17 protein-coding genes are annotated in these 14,318 nt (G+C 71.7%); 4 read left to right on the top strand and 13 right to left on the bottom strand.

What is annotated here, in order from left to right; translation table 11 throughout:
- The first annotated feature begins 86 nt into the window (after window positions 1-86).
- Window positions 87-650, top strand: a complete 564-nt coding sequence (locus tag HUT06_RS25930; RefSeq protein ID WP_176197926.1) for a DoxX family membrane protein — start codon at window positions 87-89, stop codon at window positions 648-650.
- A 179-nt stretch (window positions 651-829) separates the two neighbouring features.
- Here the strand turns inward: HUT06_RS25930 and HUT06_RS25925 are convergent, their stop codons facing one another.
- Genes HUT06_RS25925 through HUT06_RS25915 form a run of 3 tightly spaced genes read right to left on the bottom strand, consistent with a single transcriptional unit; the run spans window position 830 to window position 3,501 of the window.
- A complete protein-coding gene (locus tag HUT06_RS25925) occupies window positions 830-2,293 on the bottom strand; it encodes an AAA family ATPase (protein ID WP_176198102.1) in 1,464 nt (487 codons plus the stop codon).
- On the bottom strand, window positions 2,293-3,060 hold the full coding sequence (locus tag HUT06_RS25920; RefSeq protein WP_176198101.1) for a CBS domain-containing protein: 768 nt from the start codon (window positions 3,058-3,060) through the stop codon (window positions 2,293-2,295). The genes HUT06_RS25925 and HUT06_RS25920 overlap by 1 nt, the downstream gene beginning before the upstream one ends.
- Window positions 3,061-3,501 carry a universal stress protein gene (locus tag HUT06_RS25915; protein ID WP_176198100.1) on the bottom strand — a complete coding sequence of 147 codons (441 nt, stop codon included), beginning with the start codon at window positions 3,499-3,501 and terminating at the stop codon, window positions 3,061-3,063.
- Between the two features lie 228 nt (window positions 3,502-3,729).
- Between HUT06_RS25915 and HUT06_RS25910 the strand changes: the two genes are divergently transcribed.
- Complete coding sequence (locus HUT06_RS25910; protein ID WP_176198099.1) at window positions 3,730-4,575, top strand: universal stress protein; 846 nt, start codon at window positions 3,730-3,732, stop codon at window positions 4,573-4,575.
- A gap of 44 nt (window positions 4,576-4,619) precedes the next feature.
- Window positions 4,620-5,117 (top strand): cyclic nucleotide-binding domain-containing protein, encoded by a 498-nt coding sequence (locus tag HUT06_RS25905; RefSeq protein WP_217711460.1) that lies wholly within the window; start codon window positions 4,620-4,622, stop codon window positions 5,115-5,117.
- Here HUT06_RS25905 and HUT06_RS25900 read toward each other — a convergent pair.
- The 9 genes from HUT06_RS25900 to HUT06_RS25860 all read right to left on the bottom strand — a co-directional run bounded on the left by HUT06_RS25900 (window position 5,114) and on the right by HUT06_RS25860 (window position 12,346).
- Window positions 5,114-5,572: a pyridoxamine 5'-phosphate oxidase family protein gene (locus tag HUT06_RS25900; protein ID WP_176198098.1), complete on the bottom strand. Its 459-nt coding sequence runs from the start codon at window positions 5,570-5,572 to the stop codon at window positions 5,114-5,116. The genes HUT06_RS25905 and HUT06_RS25900 overlap by 4 nt on opposite strands.
- An 80-nt stretch (window positions 5,573-5,652) precedes the next feature.
- Window positions 5,653-6,105, bottom strand: coding sequence for a pyridoxamine 5'-phosphate oxidase family protein (locus HUT06_RS25895; RefSeq protein ID WP_176198097.1), 453 nt, complete (start codon window positions 6,103-6,105; stop codon window positions 5,653-5,655).
- Between the two features lie 108 nt (window positions 6,106-6,213).
- Window positions 6,214-7,125, bottom strand: coding sequence for a carbamate kinase (locus HUT06_RS25890; protein WP_176198096.1), 912 nt, complete (start codon window positions 7,123-7,125; stop codon window positions 6,214-6,216).
- Window positions 7,122-8,057, bottom strand: a complete 936-nt coding sequence (gene argF, locus HUT06_RS25885) for an ornithine carbamoyltransferase (RefSeq protein WP_176198095.1) — start codon at window positions 8,055-8,057, stop codon at window positions 7,122-7,124. The genes HUT06_RS25890 and argF overlap by 4 nt, the downstream gene beginning before the upstream one ends.
- Window positions 8,054-9,262 carry an arginine deiminase gene (locus HUT06_RS25880; protein WP_176198094.1) on the bottom strand — a complete coding sequence of 403 codons (1,209 nt, stop codon included), beginning with the start codon at window positions 9,260-9,262 and terminating at the stop codon, window positions 8,054-8,056. The genes argF and HUT06_RS25880 overlap by 4 nt, the downstream gene beginning before the upstream one ends.
- Before the next feature lie 14 nt (window positions 9,263-9,276).
- Window positions 9,277-10,644, bottom strand: coding sequence for an amino acid permease (locus HUT06_RS25875; protein ID WP_176198093.1), 1,368 nt, complete (start codon window positions 10,642-10,644; stop codon window positions 9,277-9,279).
- A gap of 170 nt (window positions 10,645-10,814) precedes the next feature.
- Window positions 10,815-11,666, bottom strand: coding sequence for a universal stress protein (locus tag HUT06_RS25870; protein WP_176198092.1), 852 nt, complete (start codon window positions 11,664-11,666; stop codon window positions 10,815-10,817).
- 26 nt (window positions 11,667-11,692) lie between these two features.
- The gene (locus HUT06_RS25865; RefSeq protein ID WP_176198091.1) at window positions 11,693-11,908 is read right to left on the bottom strand and encodes a hypothetical protein; all 216 of its coding nucleotides are present in this window, start codon (window positions 11,906-11,908) and stop codon (window positions 11,693-11,695) included.
- A gap of 12 nt (window positions 11,909-11,920) precedes the next feature.
- Window positions 11,921-12,346, bottom strand: a complete 426-nt coding sequence (locus HUT06_RS25860) for a hypothetical protein (RefSeq protein ID WP_176198090.1) — start codon at window positions 12,344-12,346, stop codon at window positions 11,921-11,923.
- Window positions 12,347-12,541: 195 nt separating this feature from the next.
- Here HUT06_RS25860 and HUT06_RS25855 point away from each other — a divergent pair, with 195 nt between their 5' ends.
- Window positions 12,542-13,426, top strand: a complete 885-nt coding sequence (locus HUT06_RS25855; RefSeq protein WP_176198089.1) for a universal stress protein — start codon at window positions 12,542-12,544, stop codon at window positions 13,424-13,426.
- A 164-nt stretch (window positions 13,427-13,590) separates the two neighbouring features.
- On the opposite strand, the gene HUT06_RS25850 is transcribed toward HUT06_RS25855, so the two are convergent.
- Window positions 13,591-14,238 carry a CBS domain-containing protein gene (locus HUT06_RS25850; RefSeq protein ID WP_217711459.1) on the bottom strand — a complete coding sequence of 216 codons (648 nt, stop codon included), beginning with the start codon at window positions 14,236-14,238 and terminating at the stop codon, window positions 13,591-13,593.
- Window positions 14,239-14,318: the final 80 nt, after the last annotated feature.

The following is a 14,318-nucleotide window of genomic DNA, read 5'->3' as shown; positions in this document are numbered from 1 at the left end:
TGCGCCGAAGGGACCTACGGCGCGGGCCGCGACGGGGGTTGAGTCAGAGGTGGTGGAACCGGCGATGTGATGGAAGGTGAGAGGCGATGGCACTCTCCGAGCACAAGACCCGTGCGGGTCGGAGCACCCTGATCCGGGTGGTGGCCCCGAGGCCGCTGACCGAGTCGCCCGCGGCCCGTTACGTCTGGGCCGTGGCCCGGCTGGCGCTGGGCTGGGTGTTCGTGTGGGCGTTCCTGGACAAGCTGATCGGCCTCGGCCACGCGACCCCGGCCGGGAAGGGCTGGCTGGACGGCGCCAGCCCGACCGAGGGGTTCCTCGCGCACGCCCCCAAGGGCCCGTTCGCCGGGTTCTACAACGACCTCGCCGGCGCCGCGTGGGCGGACTGGCTGTTCATGATCGGCCTCGCCGGGGTCGGTGCCGCGCTGATGCTGGGCATCGGGATGCGGATCGCCGCGGTGGGCGGCGCGGCGCTGCTGGTCATGATGTGGACGGCCGTGCTGCCTCCGGAGAACAACGTCTTCATGGACGACCACCTGATCTACGCGGTGCTGGTCATCGGACTGGCCCTGGTCAGCGCCGGCGACACCCTGGGCCTGGGCCGCTGGTGGGCCGGCACCGCCCTGGCCAAGCGCTTCCCGGTCCTCAAGTAGCCGACGGCAATCCTCAAGGACGCCCGCCCACCTGGCGGGCGTCCTGCCGTTGCGTCAACACCGACGGGCACCGCTGGGCCTCACCGACACTGAATGCCGACGGTCGGTGCAGCGGATCCCTTTGCCTACAGCTGTGCATTCCCTTGTTCGCTCACTCACGGAGAGGAACGAGCAGTGTCCTAGTGGAGATCGGGGGCGTGCGGCTGGAGGGTGCTCAGGGCTTGTTCGACGGCGTCGGCCAGTGCTCCGCTGGTGTCGATCGAGGTGGACTCCGGCCAGGGCGCGGCGTGGGCGTGCATGGCGGCGGCGATGGCGGGGTCGGCGTCGGAGGCGCCCGGTGCCCGGTCGCGGATCCGTTCGGCGGTGAGGGCTCGCGGGGCCTCGCAGCGCAGGGGCGACAGGTGCGCGTGCTCGCGTTCGGCGACAAGGGCGGGCAGGTCGCGCTGCTGTTCGGACGTCCAGGAGGCGTCCAGGATGACCGTTTCGCCGAGGCGGAGCAGTGCGGCGGCGCGGTCGGCGAGCTCCCGGTAGGTGCGGTGGTTCCATTCCGGGCTGTAGAGGCCGGTGCCGTAGGGGGCGGCGGCGGAGTCGAGCGGAGCCAGCCCCGCCAGCTCCTTGCGGGTGCGGTCGCTGCTGAGCACGGTGCAGCCGAGCCGGTCGGCCAGCGCGCCTGCCAGCGAGGATTTGCCGGTACCGGGCAGGCCGCCGACCAGGACCAGGCGGACCCGCCCGGCGCGCAGGTGGCGCAGCGCGACGTCGGCGTAGGCGCGTGCTTCGGCCGCGGCGTCCGGGTCGCCCTGGGCGTGGCGCAGGCAGGCGACCTTGGCGCGGACGACGGCCCGGTAGGCGATGTAGTGGTGCCGCAGCGAGGACGGCGCCGGGTCGGCGGCGAACTCGGCGTAGGCGGCCAGGAAGTACTCGCTCAGTTCGGCGGCGCCGAGGCGTTCGAGGTCCATGGCCAGGAACGCGGCGTCGTCGAGGCCGTCCAGGCTGCGCAGCGCCTGGTCGAACTCCAGGCAGTCCAGGATGCGGGGGCCGTCGTCCAAGCAGAAGATGTCGCCGGCCAGCAGGTCGCCGTGGCCGTCCAGGACGCGGCCGTCGGCGATCCGCGCGTCGAACAGGGCCCTGCGGCCGTCCAGGAACTCGTCGGTGAGCGTTTCGATCTCGGCCGCGACCGCGGCGTCGATCACCTTCCCGCGGAAGGGCCGCACCTGGGCGAAGCTGTCGTGCCAGCGGGCCTGAACGGCGTCGCGGGTGCCGTGCACCGAGATCTCCGGGGCGCGCGGGGCGCGGGCGTGCCAGGCGGCCAGGATCCGCGCGGTGTCGCGCAGCGCGTCCCGGACCGGCGCACCGGCCGCGACGAGGGTGGCCAGGCGCCTGCCGGCGGGCATCCGCCGCATCACGACCAGATGCTCGCACAGGTCGCCGTCGGGGTCGTGGACGTCGGCGACGCCGAGGTAGACGTCCGGGGCGAACCGGCGGTTGAGCCGGACCTCCTCGTGGCAGGCCCGCTCGCGCCGCTCGCGGGTGCTGAAGTCCAGGAACCCCAGGCTCACCGGCTTCTTGACCTTGAAGGCGCGGTCTCCGGCGAAGAAGACCACCCCGATATGGGTCTCACTGACCGCGGCGTTGTCCACAGGCATCAGGCTCTCGGATACGTGGTGTGACGAGTGTCGTCGTGGCCGTACCCGAGCGTGTGCACGACATCCACGACGCCTTCGGTCGCGGCCGTCAAACGGACGACGATCGGGATGAGGCTCTTCTGCTCCACACGCCCGGTCAGGTGGACGACGCCTTCCTGGACGCGGACGTGCAGTTCGGCGGGATCCTGCCAGAGCTTGTGGATCAGGACGTCCTGGATGACCTCGTCGCGGATGTCGGCGTCGGACCGCTGGAAGACGCGCAGGAGGTCGCGGCGGGCCACGATCCCGGCGAGCCGGCCGTCCCCGTCGATGACGGGCATCGCCCTGAACCCGTGGGCGTTCAGCAGCCGCGCCGCCTGGGCGATCGAGGTGTGCGGGGTGACGGAGACGGCGGGCGTGCTCATCAGCCCACGGGCGTCGACGGCGGCGGCCTTGGCCTCCGCCTCGGCGTGGCGCGGCGCCCTGGAACGCGGCGCCCTGGAACGCGGCGCCCTGGAACGCAGCGCCCTGGAACGCAGCGCCCTGGAACGCAGCGGCCTGTGATCGGCGTCGTCGTCCTTGTACTCCTGCTTGCGGAGCAGGTCGGCCTCGGTGACGATGCAGGTCACGCGGCCCATGACGTCCAGGACGGGCACCGCGCTGATGCGGTGCTCGGCCATGGCGTCGGCGATCTCGGCGAACGGGGTCTCCTCGGTGATCGTGACGACCCTCTTGGTCATGACGTCCTGGACGGTGCGGCGTTGCATGATCTTCGTCTCCTGCGGCATTCAGGCGGCCTCGGACGGGGTGGTGTGGTCGGCGCAGATCACGAGCGGGCAGCGTGCGCGCTCGCGGACGACCGGAACGGTGTCCCCGCCGAGCGGGTCGCCGTGCTCGGAGTGGACGCGGGCGCCCACGACCAGCAGTTCGGCATGCCCGGCCGCCCGGGCGAGCGCTTCGCCGGGGGCGCCATGCGCGATGCGGAGCCGGGTGTTGAGGTGCTGGGCACGCGGGATCGCGTGCGCGACCAGGCGGCGCAGCCGCAGCCACTCGCGCGCGGCGCGCAACGGGCGGGGCGCGGTGATGCCGTCGGTCTCGATGACGCGGACGACGTCCAGCCGCGCGTGCCGTTCCAGGGCCTCGCGGGCGGCGCGGCGCAGCGCGGCCATGGAGTTGGGCGAACCGTCCACCCCGACGACGACGGTGCGGTGCTCGGGCATGACCCACATCGGCGACCTCCCTGAGTCCCCTCCACCCTCCCGCGCCCGGGCGCCCGCCGGTCAGAGCCGTCCGTCCTCGCGGGCAGGGGACCTTCGGCCTCATCAGGTCCTCGCTGATGCCGAGCGGTCGAAGCCCTTCGACGCTGCGGCGGAGGTCCTGGTGAGCGAGGGTCCTTCGGCCCTGTGAAGGGGGCCGGCCGGGCGATGGGATGGAGATGAGGGAACGAGGAGGACGTCATGAGCCATGTGGTCGTGGGTTACGACGGAACCAGCGAAAGCGAGAGGGCCGTGCGGTGGGCGGTGGGGGAGGCCCGGCTGCGGCGGCTGCCGCTGACGGTATGCCACGCCTGGCGCTGGCCCTACCCGATCAGCTACGTCGACTATGAGGGCGAGGCCACCATCCGCCGGATGGGAGAGCACCTCCTTGACCACGGTGTGGCGCTCGCGCGGGAGCTGGCGCCGGGATTGAAGGTGCGCAAGCGGCTGAAGGACGGCAGCGCGGCCCCGGCGCTGCTGAACGAGGCCGGGGACGCCGAACTGATCGTGGTCGGCTCGCACGAACCGGACCGGATGCCCGTGGCCTCGACGGCGCTGCGGGTGCCTGCCAAGGCCGACCGTCCGGTGCTGGTCGTCCGGTCGGCCGCGCCGCGCGACGGGCTGGTGGTCGTCGGCGTGGACGGCTCGGCGGGCGCGGACCTGGCCCTGGCCTTCGGGTTCGAGGAGGCGGCGCTGCGCGGCTGGCGGCTGCGCGCGGTGTACGGATGCTGGGAACCGGGCGCGGCGCCCGGCGGGGACCTCTCGCTGTTCGGCGACGAGGACGGGCTGCGCCGTGTGGCCGGCGCCGTGCTCGAACGCGCCGTGGCGCCCTGGCGGGTGAAGTACCCGCAGGTGCAGGCCGTGACGTCGCTGGTGCTGCGGTCGCCGCGCGAGGCGCTGTTCCAGGCGGCCGAGGACGCGACGCTGATGGTCGTGGGCGCACGGGGAGCCGGGGTCGTGGAGCCGCTGGCCCTGGGGGCGACGAGCGATGCGCTCCTCAAGCACGCCCCGTGCACCGTCGCCGTCGTCCCGGACCGCACCCTATGACGGTGGCGGCGGTCTGAGAAGGAACGTACGAGGGGGTGAGTCGGATGCGCGCTGTGACAGGCGCGGATCTCGCGCGTGAACCGTTCCTGAACGGCATGAGGGGCGCTGACCTGCGCAGATTGGCTATGGCGGCCCGGTTCACCGAGTTCTCGTCGGGGAGACGCATCTTCAGCGAATCCGAGCCGGCGGAACGGTTCTGGCTCATCCAGGACGGGACCGTGATGGTCGACATGCAGGCGCCTCGGCGCGGCACCGTCATCGTCGAAACCTTCGGTCCGGGCTCGGTACTGGGCTGGTCCTGGCTCTTTCGTCCGCACCAGTGGCATTTCGGCGGTGTGGCCACCGCCCCGGTACGGGCCATCGAGTTCGACGGCCGCCTCGTCCGGACGCTCTGCGCCGTCGACCCCTCCATGGGCTACGAGTTGACGCGCCGCTTCGCTGAACTCGTCGTGGCGCGTCTGGAAACGACACAGGCACGGCTGACGGATGTCTCCGAGACCGTCACCGGTGGCGTGGCGGCGTTCTGGCCCGAGAGGCGTTAGGCCCGTCTCCGGCCGCTCGTCGACCGGGGCGTGACGATCTTTTCGGCGGGGCTGCCGATGCGGCGGCCGGTGATAAGTTCGGGGTGGACGCGGATGAAGGTGTCGCGTTCCTTCGGTGCCCAGGTGCGCAGCGGCAGGGCTTCCAGCGTGGTGATCTCGGAAGCGTCGGTGACGCGCCGGGCACGGCCGACGGCGACCACTGACCAGCCCGTCTCGGCCTCGATGTCGTAGTCGTCGATCTCGAACGCCACGACGGTGTCGGCGGCGGCCGTCGCGAGCCTGGACGTCCGCGACACCTTGATCACGATGTCCTCGCGGCTGACGGTGAAGTTGACCGGCTGGACGGCCGGGAGCGCGCGGTGGGTGAAGACGATTCGTCCTACCGCCGCGCATGCGAGGAGAGCGCGGCACTCGGCCTCGTCAATGATCTGCAGGCCGCTCGCATCGAGCTGCATGCCTACAGAGTGCCCCGGCGGCGGCCGCCGCTGTCAGGGACGAAGGTCCTCGACCCTCGCTTCCCAGCCGCCGTGTCGTGTCACGCGGGGTCGTCCGTAGTGTCGATGTGTTCTGTCGTGACTCCTCCTGCGTGCAGGGGGATGCGCCGCCCGCTGACCTTGCGGGGAGTCAGCCGTACGAAGGAGCCCTCGGGGGAGCGGACCCACGGGGTGAGCGGCAGTACCCGCAGGCGTTCGGTCTCGTCCGGGTCGGTGACGATCTCGGCCCGGCCGACGACGAGGACGCTCCAGGCGGTCCTGAGCGCGGGCTCCAGGTCGTCGGCCTGGAAGGTGAGCGGGCGTCCGCCGCGGACGGCGTCGAGTTTGGCGCCCGGGGCGGTGGTGAAGACGAGCGTCTCGCCGTCCACGACGAAGTTGACCGGCAGGACCGTGACGGTCCCGTCGTCCTCGGCCCACGCGATCCGGCCGACGGTCACCCGCTGGAGCAGCGCCAGGCAGACGGCCGGATCGATGCGCTGCAGCTCGTCGCTCATGGCCTCTCCTTTCACGGTCGATGTTCCCCTTCTGGCGCTCGTTCTCGGATCTCCCGGGAGGAAGCGCAGAGTCATCACACGAGGTCTTCCCCGCAGGAGCCGGCTCGGTCAGGAGCGGGCTTGCTCGTTCTCGACTCGAGTGCCCGCGGTGCCGGTCAGGAGCGCGGGGATGTCGGTGAGCGCGCCGATGACCGCGACGGCCCCGTGGCGGTGCTCGGCGAAACGGCAGGCGGCCTCGGCCTTGGGGCCCATGGACCCGGCCGGCAGATCGATCCCCCGCAATGCCTGAGGGGTGATCTGACCGATGGGACGGGCATCCGCCGTCCCGTAGTCGCGCATGACGGCCGGGGCGTCGGTGAGGAGCAGCAGCACGTCGGCCTTGAGATGTTCGGCAAGAAGCGCCGCCGTCAGGTCCTTGTCGACCACGGCCTCGACTCCCCGATGGTGCGGGTCCACCGGGACACCGCCCCCGCCGGCGGCGATGACCAGGCAGCCGTCGTCGACAAGCCGGGCGATCGTGGGAAGTTCCACGATGGCGCGGGGCTCGGGGGAGGGGACGACCCGGCGCCAGGCGTCGCCGTCCTGGCGGACGGCCCAGCCGTGCTCGGCCCGTAGCCTGTGCGCCTCGTGAGCCGCGTAGGTGCGGCCGACGAACTTCGTCGGGTGGGTGAACGCAGGGTCGTCCGGGGCGACGACGGTCTCGGTGAGCACGGCGACGATTTCGCGGCCGGGCAGGGCGCGGCGCAGCTCGCGGACCAGCCAGTAGCCGATCATGCCCTGGGTCTCGGCGCCGAGCACGTCGAGCGGGTAGGGCGCGGCGAGCGCCGGGTCGGTGGCGCTCTCCACGGCCAGCAGCCCGACTTGCGGCCCGTTGCCGTGCGTGATGATCAGTTCGCTTCCGGACGCTGCGGCGGCCAGGCCGCGTACCGCCTCACGGATGTGCGCGACCTGCACGGACGCGTCGAGCGGCTCGCCCCGGTGGAGCAGCGCGTTGCCGCCGAGGGCGGCGACGATCCTCACGGCCGTCCGTCCAGGCGTTCGGTGAGCAGCGCGAACAGCACGGCCTGCGCGGCGGGGAGCCGGTTGGCGGCCTGCTGGAAGACCAGCGAGCGCGCGCCGTCGATGACGCCGGCGGTGACCTCCTGGCCGCGGTGGGCGGGCAGGCAGTGCATGAAGACGGCGTCGTCGCCTGCGAGTGCCATGAGGTTCTCGTCCACTCGGTAAGGCGTGAGTGCCTTCCTGCGGCGTTCCTGGTTCTCTTCGGGGTCGCCCATGGACAGCCAGACGTCGGTGTAGACGACGGAGGCGCCCTTGACCGCCTCGGCGGGGTCGGTGGTGAGGACGAAGCCGCCGCCGTTCCGGTCGGCCTCGGCGGCGGTGAAGGCGACGGCCTCGTCCGGGGGCGCGTAGCCGGGCGGGGTGGCGATGGCGACGTCCATCCCCGCGAGGGCCGCCGCCTCCATCAGGCTGCGGGCGACGTTGCCGCCGTCCCCGGAGTAGGCGATGCGGTGCCCGCGCAGGCGGCCGAAGTGCTGCTGGACGGTGAGCAGGTCGGCGACGGCCTGCAGGGGGTGGTGGCCGTCGGTCAGCGCGTTGACGATTGGTACCGGCGTCGCTGAGGCCAGCTCCCTTACGTCGGCGTCGGCGAACGTGCGGATCACGATGGCGGCGGAGTAGGCGCCCATCACCCGGGCGGTGTCGCCGATGGTCTCGCCGCGCCGCAGTTGAAGCTCGTCGGGGCCGACGGCGATGGGCGTCCCGCCGAGCCGGGTCACCGCGGCGGCGGTCGACAGCCGGGTCCGGGTGGACGGCTTGGCGAAGTACATCGGCACCATGCGGTGGGTGAGCAGGTGACCCCCCGATCCGGGGTCGTCCTGGAATCCGGTGGCAAGCTCAAGCAGCATGGTCAGGTCGTCGGCGCTTAGGTCGGTTATGTGCAGTAGATCCTTCATGGGGTCACCTCGTTGCGTTGCAGGGGGCAGCTCATGCAGCGGGGCCCGCCGCGCCCGCGGCCGAGTTCGCCGCCGGGGATGGTGATGACCTCGATGCCGTTGTGGCGGAGCATCGTGTTGGTGGTGACGTTGCGCTCGTAGGCGACGACGACCCCCGGTTCGAGGGCGAGCACGTTGTCGCCGTCGTCCCACTGCTCGCGCTCGGCGGCCCGCACGTCCTGCTCGGCGGACAGGACGCGGACGCCGGGTAGGCCGAGGGCGCGGGCGATCGCGGGGAACAGCCCGTCGTTCTCGTTCACGGTGACCGCGCCGCCGGCGCCGGGTGTGAGGCTGTAGGACCGCAGCACCGGCAGTTCCGGGTAGACGGTGAAGGCGTCCCGGTCGACCATCGTCATGACGGTGTCCAGGTGCATGTACGCGCGCTGCTTGGGCAGCTGCGCGGCGATGACCTGGCGGGCGGCGCCGGCGGTGAACAGCCGCTGGGCGAGCAGCTCGATGGCCTGCGGTGTGGTCCGCTCGCTCATTCCGATCAGCACGACGCCGTCGCCGAGGACGTGGATGTCGCCGCCCTCCACGGACGGCAGGCCGAAGTCGGTGCCCGGGTACCAGACCGGCATGTCGGCGCCGGTGAACATCGGGTGGTACCGGTAGACGGCGTTCAGGTGGACGGTCTCGCGGCGCCGGGCGGGCTTGGCCATCGGGTGCAGCGTCACGCCGCCGTGGATCCAGGCGGACGGGTCGCGGGTGAACAGGTGGTTGGGCAGCGGCGGCAGGACGAAGTCGCCGTCGTCCAGGGAGGCCAGCAGCAGGCTGTGGGCGGCCAGGTCCAGCTCGCCCTTGGTGAGCCCGCCGATGAGGTGGCGGGTGAGGGTCTCGGGGTCCATGTCCTCCAGCACGGCGCGCAGCGGTCCGGCGAGCGTGGCGCCCAGCGCCGCCTCGGACACGGTGTGGTCGAGGACGTGGCCGCGGGCCTGGTCGATCTTGAGGGTCTCGGCGAGCAGGTCGGCGAGGTAGTGGACCTGGACGCCGCGCTCGCGGAGCGTGTCGGCGAAGACGTCGTGCTCCTGGCGGGCGCGCTTGGCCCAGAGCACCTCGTCGAACAGCAGGTCGTCCTTGTTGGCCGGGGTGAGGCGGAGCAGTTCCAGGTCGGGGCGGTGCAGCAGCACCTGCCGCAGCCGGCCGACCTCGGAGGAGACGGTGAACACGGGTTGCCTTTCCCCTATGCGGCATTCACGGGCGGTTCGGGGTCGCCGGCTTCGACGGCGTGGACGCTGGTGCGGTGCTCGCGGTACTTCAGCCAGGCGTAGACCGGCATGCCGGCGAAGATGAGCAGCGTGCCCTTGTAGACGACCTCGTAGCCCGCGCCGGCGATGGCCCAGACGGTGTAGCCGAAGGCCAGCAGGGCGATGACGGCGTCGCGGGCCAGGCGCCGGCCGGAGAACGCGACGCGGTCGGTGGCCAGCAGCACCAGCTCGGCCAGCGAGGCGTGGGCGTAGGGGATGACGGTGGTGAGGGTGGCCAGCAGGATGATGAAGGTGAACTGGTCGACCAGGCCGGCGTTGTAGTTCATGAGCATCAGCCCGGTCACCAGGAGGCTGGAGATGACCAGCCCGATGACGGGGGTGCCGCCGCGTCCGGTGCGGGCGAACACGCGCGGGAACAGGCCGTCGCGGGCGGCGGCGAACGGGATCTGGCCCTGCAGCAGGATCCAGCCGTTGAGGGCGCCGAACGCGCTGATCGCCGCGCCCGCCGCGACCACGTCGGCGGCCCAGCCGCCGAACGCGGCGTCGGCGGCGTCGGCGAACGGCGCGGTCGAGGTCGCCAGCGCGGCGGCCGGGACCAGCCCGAGGACGGCGACGGTCCCGAGGATGTAGATCAGCGCGGTGACGGCGGTCCCGGCGACGGTGGCGCGGGGGATGTTCTTCTCCGGCTCGTCGACGTCCTCGGCCGGGACGGTGGCCGACTCCAGCCCGATGAAGGACCACAGGGTGAGCGCCGCAGCGGCGGTGACCGCGCCGAACGCGCTGTCGCCGCTGGCGTTGAACTTCCCGAAGTTGCCGGACTCGACGAAGAACAGCCCGCCGACCGCGATCATCAGCAGCGGCACCAGCTTGATGACGGTGGTGAGCACCTGGATGGCGCCGCCCTCCCGCACGCCGTAGGCGTTGACCGCCGTCAGCAGCCAGATCGTCGCGACCCCGACGGCCGCGGCCAGCACCTTGTCCTCGCCCAGCGACGGCCAGAAGTGGGCCAGGTAGCCGACGAACGCGACCGCGATCGCCGCGTTGCCCGCCCACACCGCGATCCAGTAGCCCCAGGCGGTCTGGAACCCGACGAAGTCGCCGAACGCGCGCCGCGCGTAGGCGTAGGGGCCGCCCGTCTTCGGGTAGGCCCGGGACAGGCGGGCGAACACCAGCGCCAGCAGGATCGCTCCCGCCGCGGTGAAGCCCCACGCGATCAGGCTGATCGGCCCGTACTCGGCCAGCGAGCTGGGCAGCAGGAACACGCCCGACCCGATCATGTTGCCCACCACCAGGGCCGTGGCCATCCACAGCCCCAACCTCCGGCGGGCCGGTCTCGCACTCATGAGTACCTCCTCTCATCGGCGACGTGATCGCAGCCATCTCAGCCGATCACCGCGCCGGCCGGCCGGGCGCCGGGCGTCCGTCCCCGAGACAGCGGACCAAAGTCCTGTCCGGCATGGCCCGCCGGACCTGATTCGGGCATGCGGCACCCGGCGCACTGGACATAGACCGGTCACTCGTAGGGGCGGACGACGGCGACGGGGCAGCGGGCGTGGTGGATCAGGCCATGGCTCACCGAGCCGAGCGGGAACGACCGTCCTCGAGAGCCGACGACGACAAGACCGGCACCGGCCGAAGTCTGGCCGAGCATCTCGACCGGGTGGCCGACGACGACCTCCTCGACGACCTCGACGTTCGGGTGCCGGCTCCGCCAGGGCGCCAGGGCGGTGGCCAGGCGTTCCCGTAGGCCGTCGGCGGTGATCTGAAGATCCACGCCCACTTCGACGGCGAGCGGTGCGGGTCGCCAGGCGTGCAGCGCACGCAGCCGCGCCTCGCGTGCGGCCGCTGCGGCGAACGCGTGGTCGAGGGCGGACCCGGGATCGTCGACCAGGTCCAGCCCGACCACGATCTCGCCGGAGGCGGGCCTGTCCTGGTCGCGGACCACGATCACCGGGCCGGGGTAGTGTCCGGCAAGATGCAGGGCGGTGGAGCCGAGTAGCAGCCCGCCGAAACCGCCACGCCCGCGATGCCCGACGACGACCTCGGCGGCGTCGCCGGCGTACTGCCGGAGCCCGGCGGGCACGTTCCGCTCATGGACGAGCATGGTCTCCACGGTGAGTTCCGGCTGCCGCCGCAGCGCCTGAGCGCGCCCTTCCTCCAGGATCCGGGTCGCCGCCCGGACGAGTTCCTCCGAGATTCCGTCGGTCGTGCGCCCCGGCAGGTCCAGCGTCGCCGTCTCCACGACATGGACCAGATTCAGGGACTTCCCGAGCCGTGCGGCCTCGGCCGCGGCCCAGGCGATGGCGTGGTCGGAGGCGGGCGAGCCGTCGACACCGACGAGGACCGTCGTTCGTAGCGTGGACATCTGCGTCTCCTTGGGGCGGGTGCCCGTCAATGCGGGTCGGCCGGTGCCAGCGGCGGCAGCAGGAGCAACGTGTGCGCTTGCCGTGCCGCCGGCTCGCCGTCGGGGGAGTCGAGAGGAGTGCCCTCCAGGGCGGAGGCCAGGAGGCGGGCGGCTACTGTCAGGGTGGCGATCTGCCGTTCCAGCACAGCCACACGTTGCTCCAGGGCCAGGGCGGAGGGACTGGGGCCGATCTGCTTCGCCATCGTGCGGCGCCCTTACATCGGTGCGCCGCTCATTGGCGGACGCGGGTGGACGATTTCGGCGTCAGTGCGAAGTTCATCGCGGAGCCGGGCTGGGGCCGGGGCCATTGCGGTTCGGCGGGTCTCCCAGTGCCTGGCCACATGCTCCATCCGGGCACGCAGGCGAGTGGCGGCCAGCGTGACGGCCTCGGACATCGAGGCCGCCGAGGCGTGCGCGCTCACGGGGACCCCGTTGAGGCCGATCCGGAGAGAAACCAGGTTCGGCCGTGCCACGGCGGGATCTGGCAGAACGTTGAGCGTGGCCTTGGCGTACAGGACCGGACGCGGGGCGTGCGCCAGTACCCGGAGGACCACTTCGCGGGTGCGGAGCACATCGGCCTTCGCCACGTCCCGGATGGTCGTGACCTGGACATCGATCTGATTGGCGACTGTGTCGGACAACGTCGGCCTCCTCCTGCGCATGGACCAGCCCCTTCAGGGTCGTTCTGAGGGGATGTCCGCTCCAGGGACCTTTGTCATCGCGTCCGCAGCCGTTCGGCCTGTGCCGGCGTCCGCGTTCGGCGAGGCTGTGCGTTCAAGCTCTGGAGGGTGGGGATGTAGGGATCCGATGGGTAGGCGCAAGGTGAGGGGGATGGCATGAGCACAGGGGCGATCACCGGTGTCGTCGCCGGTTACGACGGTTCGCAGAACTGCCTCCGCGCCTTGGACTGGGCTGCCAATGAGGCCCGGGCACGCGGCCTGCCGCTGACGGTGATCCACGCATGGGAGCCCTACGGCGGAGGCTCGATGGCCATGCCGATGGTGGACCTGGCGCCTCTGGCGCAGGAGACCCTGGACGGTGGAATCGAGCACGTCCGGAAGCAGGCGCCCGATGTGCCGGTGCGGGGGGTGCTCGAATGCGGCCGGCCGGCCGCGAAGTTGATCGAGGCGGGCAAGAGCGCCGACCTGGTCGTGCTCGGGCCGCGGGGCCTCGGCGGGTTCCCCGGCCTGATACTCGGGTCGGTCAGTGCTCAGGTGGCCGCGCACGCCTCGTGCCCCGTGGTCATCGCCCGGGATGAGCCGGACCGGCACTCGGGGGCGGAGCCGGACCGTGCCGTGGTCGGTGTGGACGGTTCACCGGCATCCGAGGCCGCGCTGGCGATGGCGTTCACCGAGGCCGAACTGCATGGACTGTCCCTGCGCGCGGTGGCGGCCTGGGAGCCGGTACCGGTGAAGGATCCTCCGCCGCTGGTCGACGATGCCGGCATGCGGGAGGCGGCCAAGGCGCGGCTGGAGCAGTTGACGGCGCCCTTGCGAGACCTTCACCCGGGAGTGGAAGCACAGGCCGAGGTCATCGTCGGCCGTCCGCGTGAAGTCCTGCTGGATGCCGCGCAGGGTGCGCGACTGCTCGTCGTCGGCTCACGAGGACTGGGCGGCTTCCGCGGCCTCTTGATCGGATCGGTCAGCCACGCCCTGCTGCAACACGCGCCCTGCCCGGTCGCGGTCGTCCATGCTCCCCGGGACCAGCGGGCGATCGGCTGACGGGCGGGGTGCTGTGTCAGGAGCCAATGCGGCGGCGGTCAAAGCCGGCCCAAGCGCCGTCCCACATTCGATAGCGACGCTTGTCGCAGCGGCGGCGCAGCAGCAGGTAGACGCCTGCCGAGGGGCGGAGCGACGATGATGAAGGACACCAGGAGGATCAGGCATCAGCGATGATCGCGGTGCCGCCGATGCGGGCGTACGCCGTCGTCCTCGTCGTAGTCGAGCTTGTTGATCACCCGGATGACGCCGTCGACGGAGGCTGTCAGGCGTTCGGCGATTGGGACGAGGCTCGCCAGCGGCACGCGGCCTCGCAGGGTGACCACGCCGTCGCGCACGCTGACCTCCACTTCGGCGGGGTCGAGCCAGAGACTCTGGACGACGATCTCGTGGGTCACCTCGTTGCGGATCTGCGCGTCCGTCTGCAAGAAGACGCGCAGCACGTCGGCGCGGCTGACAATGCCCACCGGCCGGCCGTCGCGGTCCACGACCGGGAGCCGCTTGAAACCGAGGCGGCACAAGGATCGAGCCGCCTCGGCGATCGAGGTGTCCTCGGTCGTGGTGACCGCGGGCGAACTCATGGCCTCTCCGGCGGTGGTGGCCTTGGGCGGTTCCCTCATGAGGCGCGATTTCCGGTACGGCTTGCCGCTCCGGCCGGGCGCCGCCTTGCGGAGTAGATCCGCTTCGGTCACCACGCCGATGACACGGCCCTCCCCGTCCACGACGGGCGCCCCGCTGATCTCGCGATCGGCGAGGACGCTGATCACGTCTTTGAAGGAGGCGTCGGGCGATACCGTCACGACATCAGAGGTCATGACCGCCCCCACTGTCGGTCGCTTCATTTTGAACGGTCTCCCTTCCAGGATGTCCCTTCGTAATCGAGGCTGGTCGGCCG

The organism is Actinomadura sp. NAK00032 (genome assembly GCF_013364275.1).
Lineage (GTDB): Bacteria > Actinomycetota > Actinomycetes > Streptosporangiales > Streptosporangiaceae > Spirillospora.
Note: the sequence above shows the minus strand (reverse complement) of the source record. Positions and strands in the feature narration are given on the sequence as shown.

Bases quoted from the DNA above. Each gene is read 5' to 3' on its own strand.
- HUT06_RS25930 (WP_176197926.1), top strand. From the start codon at position 87: ATGGCACTCTCCGAGCACAAGACCCGTGCGGGTCGGAGCACCCTGATC.
- HUT06_RS25925 (WP_176198102.1), bottom strand. From the start codon at position 2,293: ATGCCTGTGGACAACGCCGCGGTCAGTGAGACCCATATCGGGGTGGTC.
- HUT06_RS25920 (WP_176198101.1), bottom strand. From the start codon at position 3,060: ATGCCGCAGGAGACGAAGATCATGCAACGCCGCACCGTCCAGGACGTC.
- HUT06_RS25915 (WP_176198100.1), bottom strand. From the start codon at position 3,501: ATGTGGGTCATGCCCGAGCACCGCACCGTCGTCGTCGGGGTGGACGGT.
- HUT06_RS25910 (WP_176198099.1), top strand. From the start codon at position 3,730: ATGAGCCATGTGGTCGTGGGTTACGACGGAACCAGCGAAAGCGAGAGG.
- HUT06_RS25905 (WP_217711460.1), top strand. From the start codon at position 4,620: ATGCGCGCTGTGACAGGCGCGGATCTCGCGCGTGAACCGTTCCTGAAC.
- HUT06_RS25900 (WP_176198098.1), bottom strand. From the start codon at position 5,572: ATGCAGCTCGATGCGAGCGGCCTGCAGATCATTGACGAGGCCGAGTGC.
- HUT06_RS25895 (WP_176198097.1), bottom strand. From the start codon at position 6,105: ATGAGCGACGAGCTGCAGCGCATCGATCCGGCCGTCTGCCTGGCGCTG.
- argF (WP_176198095.1), bottom strand. From the start codon at position 8,057: ATGAAGGATCTACTGCACATAACCGACCTAAGCGCCGACGACCTGACC.
- HUT06_RS25875 (WP_176198093.1), bottom strand. From the start codon at position 10,644: ATGAGTGCGAGACCGGCCCGCCGGAGGTTGGGGCTGTGGATGGCCACG.
- HUT06_RS25870 (WP_176198092.1), bottom strand. From the start codon at position 11,666: ATGTCCACGCTACGAACGACGGTCCTCGTCGGTGTCGACGGCTCGCCC.
- HUT06_RS25865 (WP_176198091.1), bottom strand. From the start codon at position 11,908: ATGGCGAAGCAGATCGGCCCCAGTCCCTCCGCCCTGGCCCTGGAGCAA.
- HUT06_RS25855 (WP_176198089.1), top strand. From the start codon at position 12,542: ATGAGCACAGGGGCGATCACCGGTGTCGTCGCCGGTTACGACGGTTCG.
- HUT06_RS25850 (WP_217711459.1), bottom strand. From the start codon at position 14,238: ATGACCTCTGATGTCGTGACGGTATCGCCCGACGCCTCCTTCAAAGAC.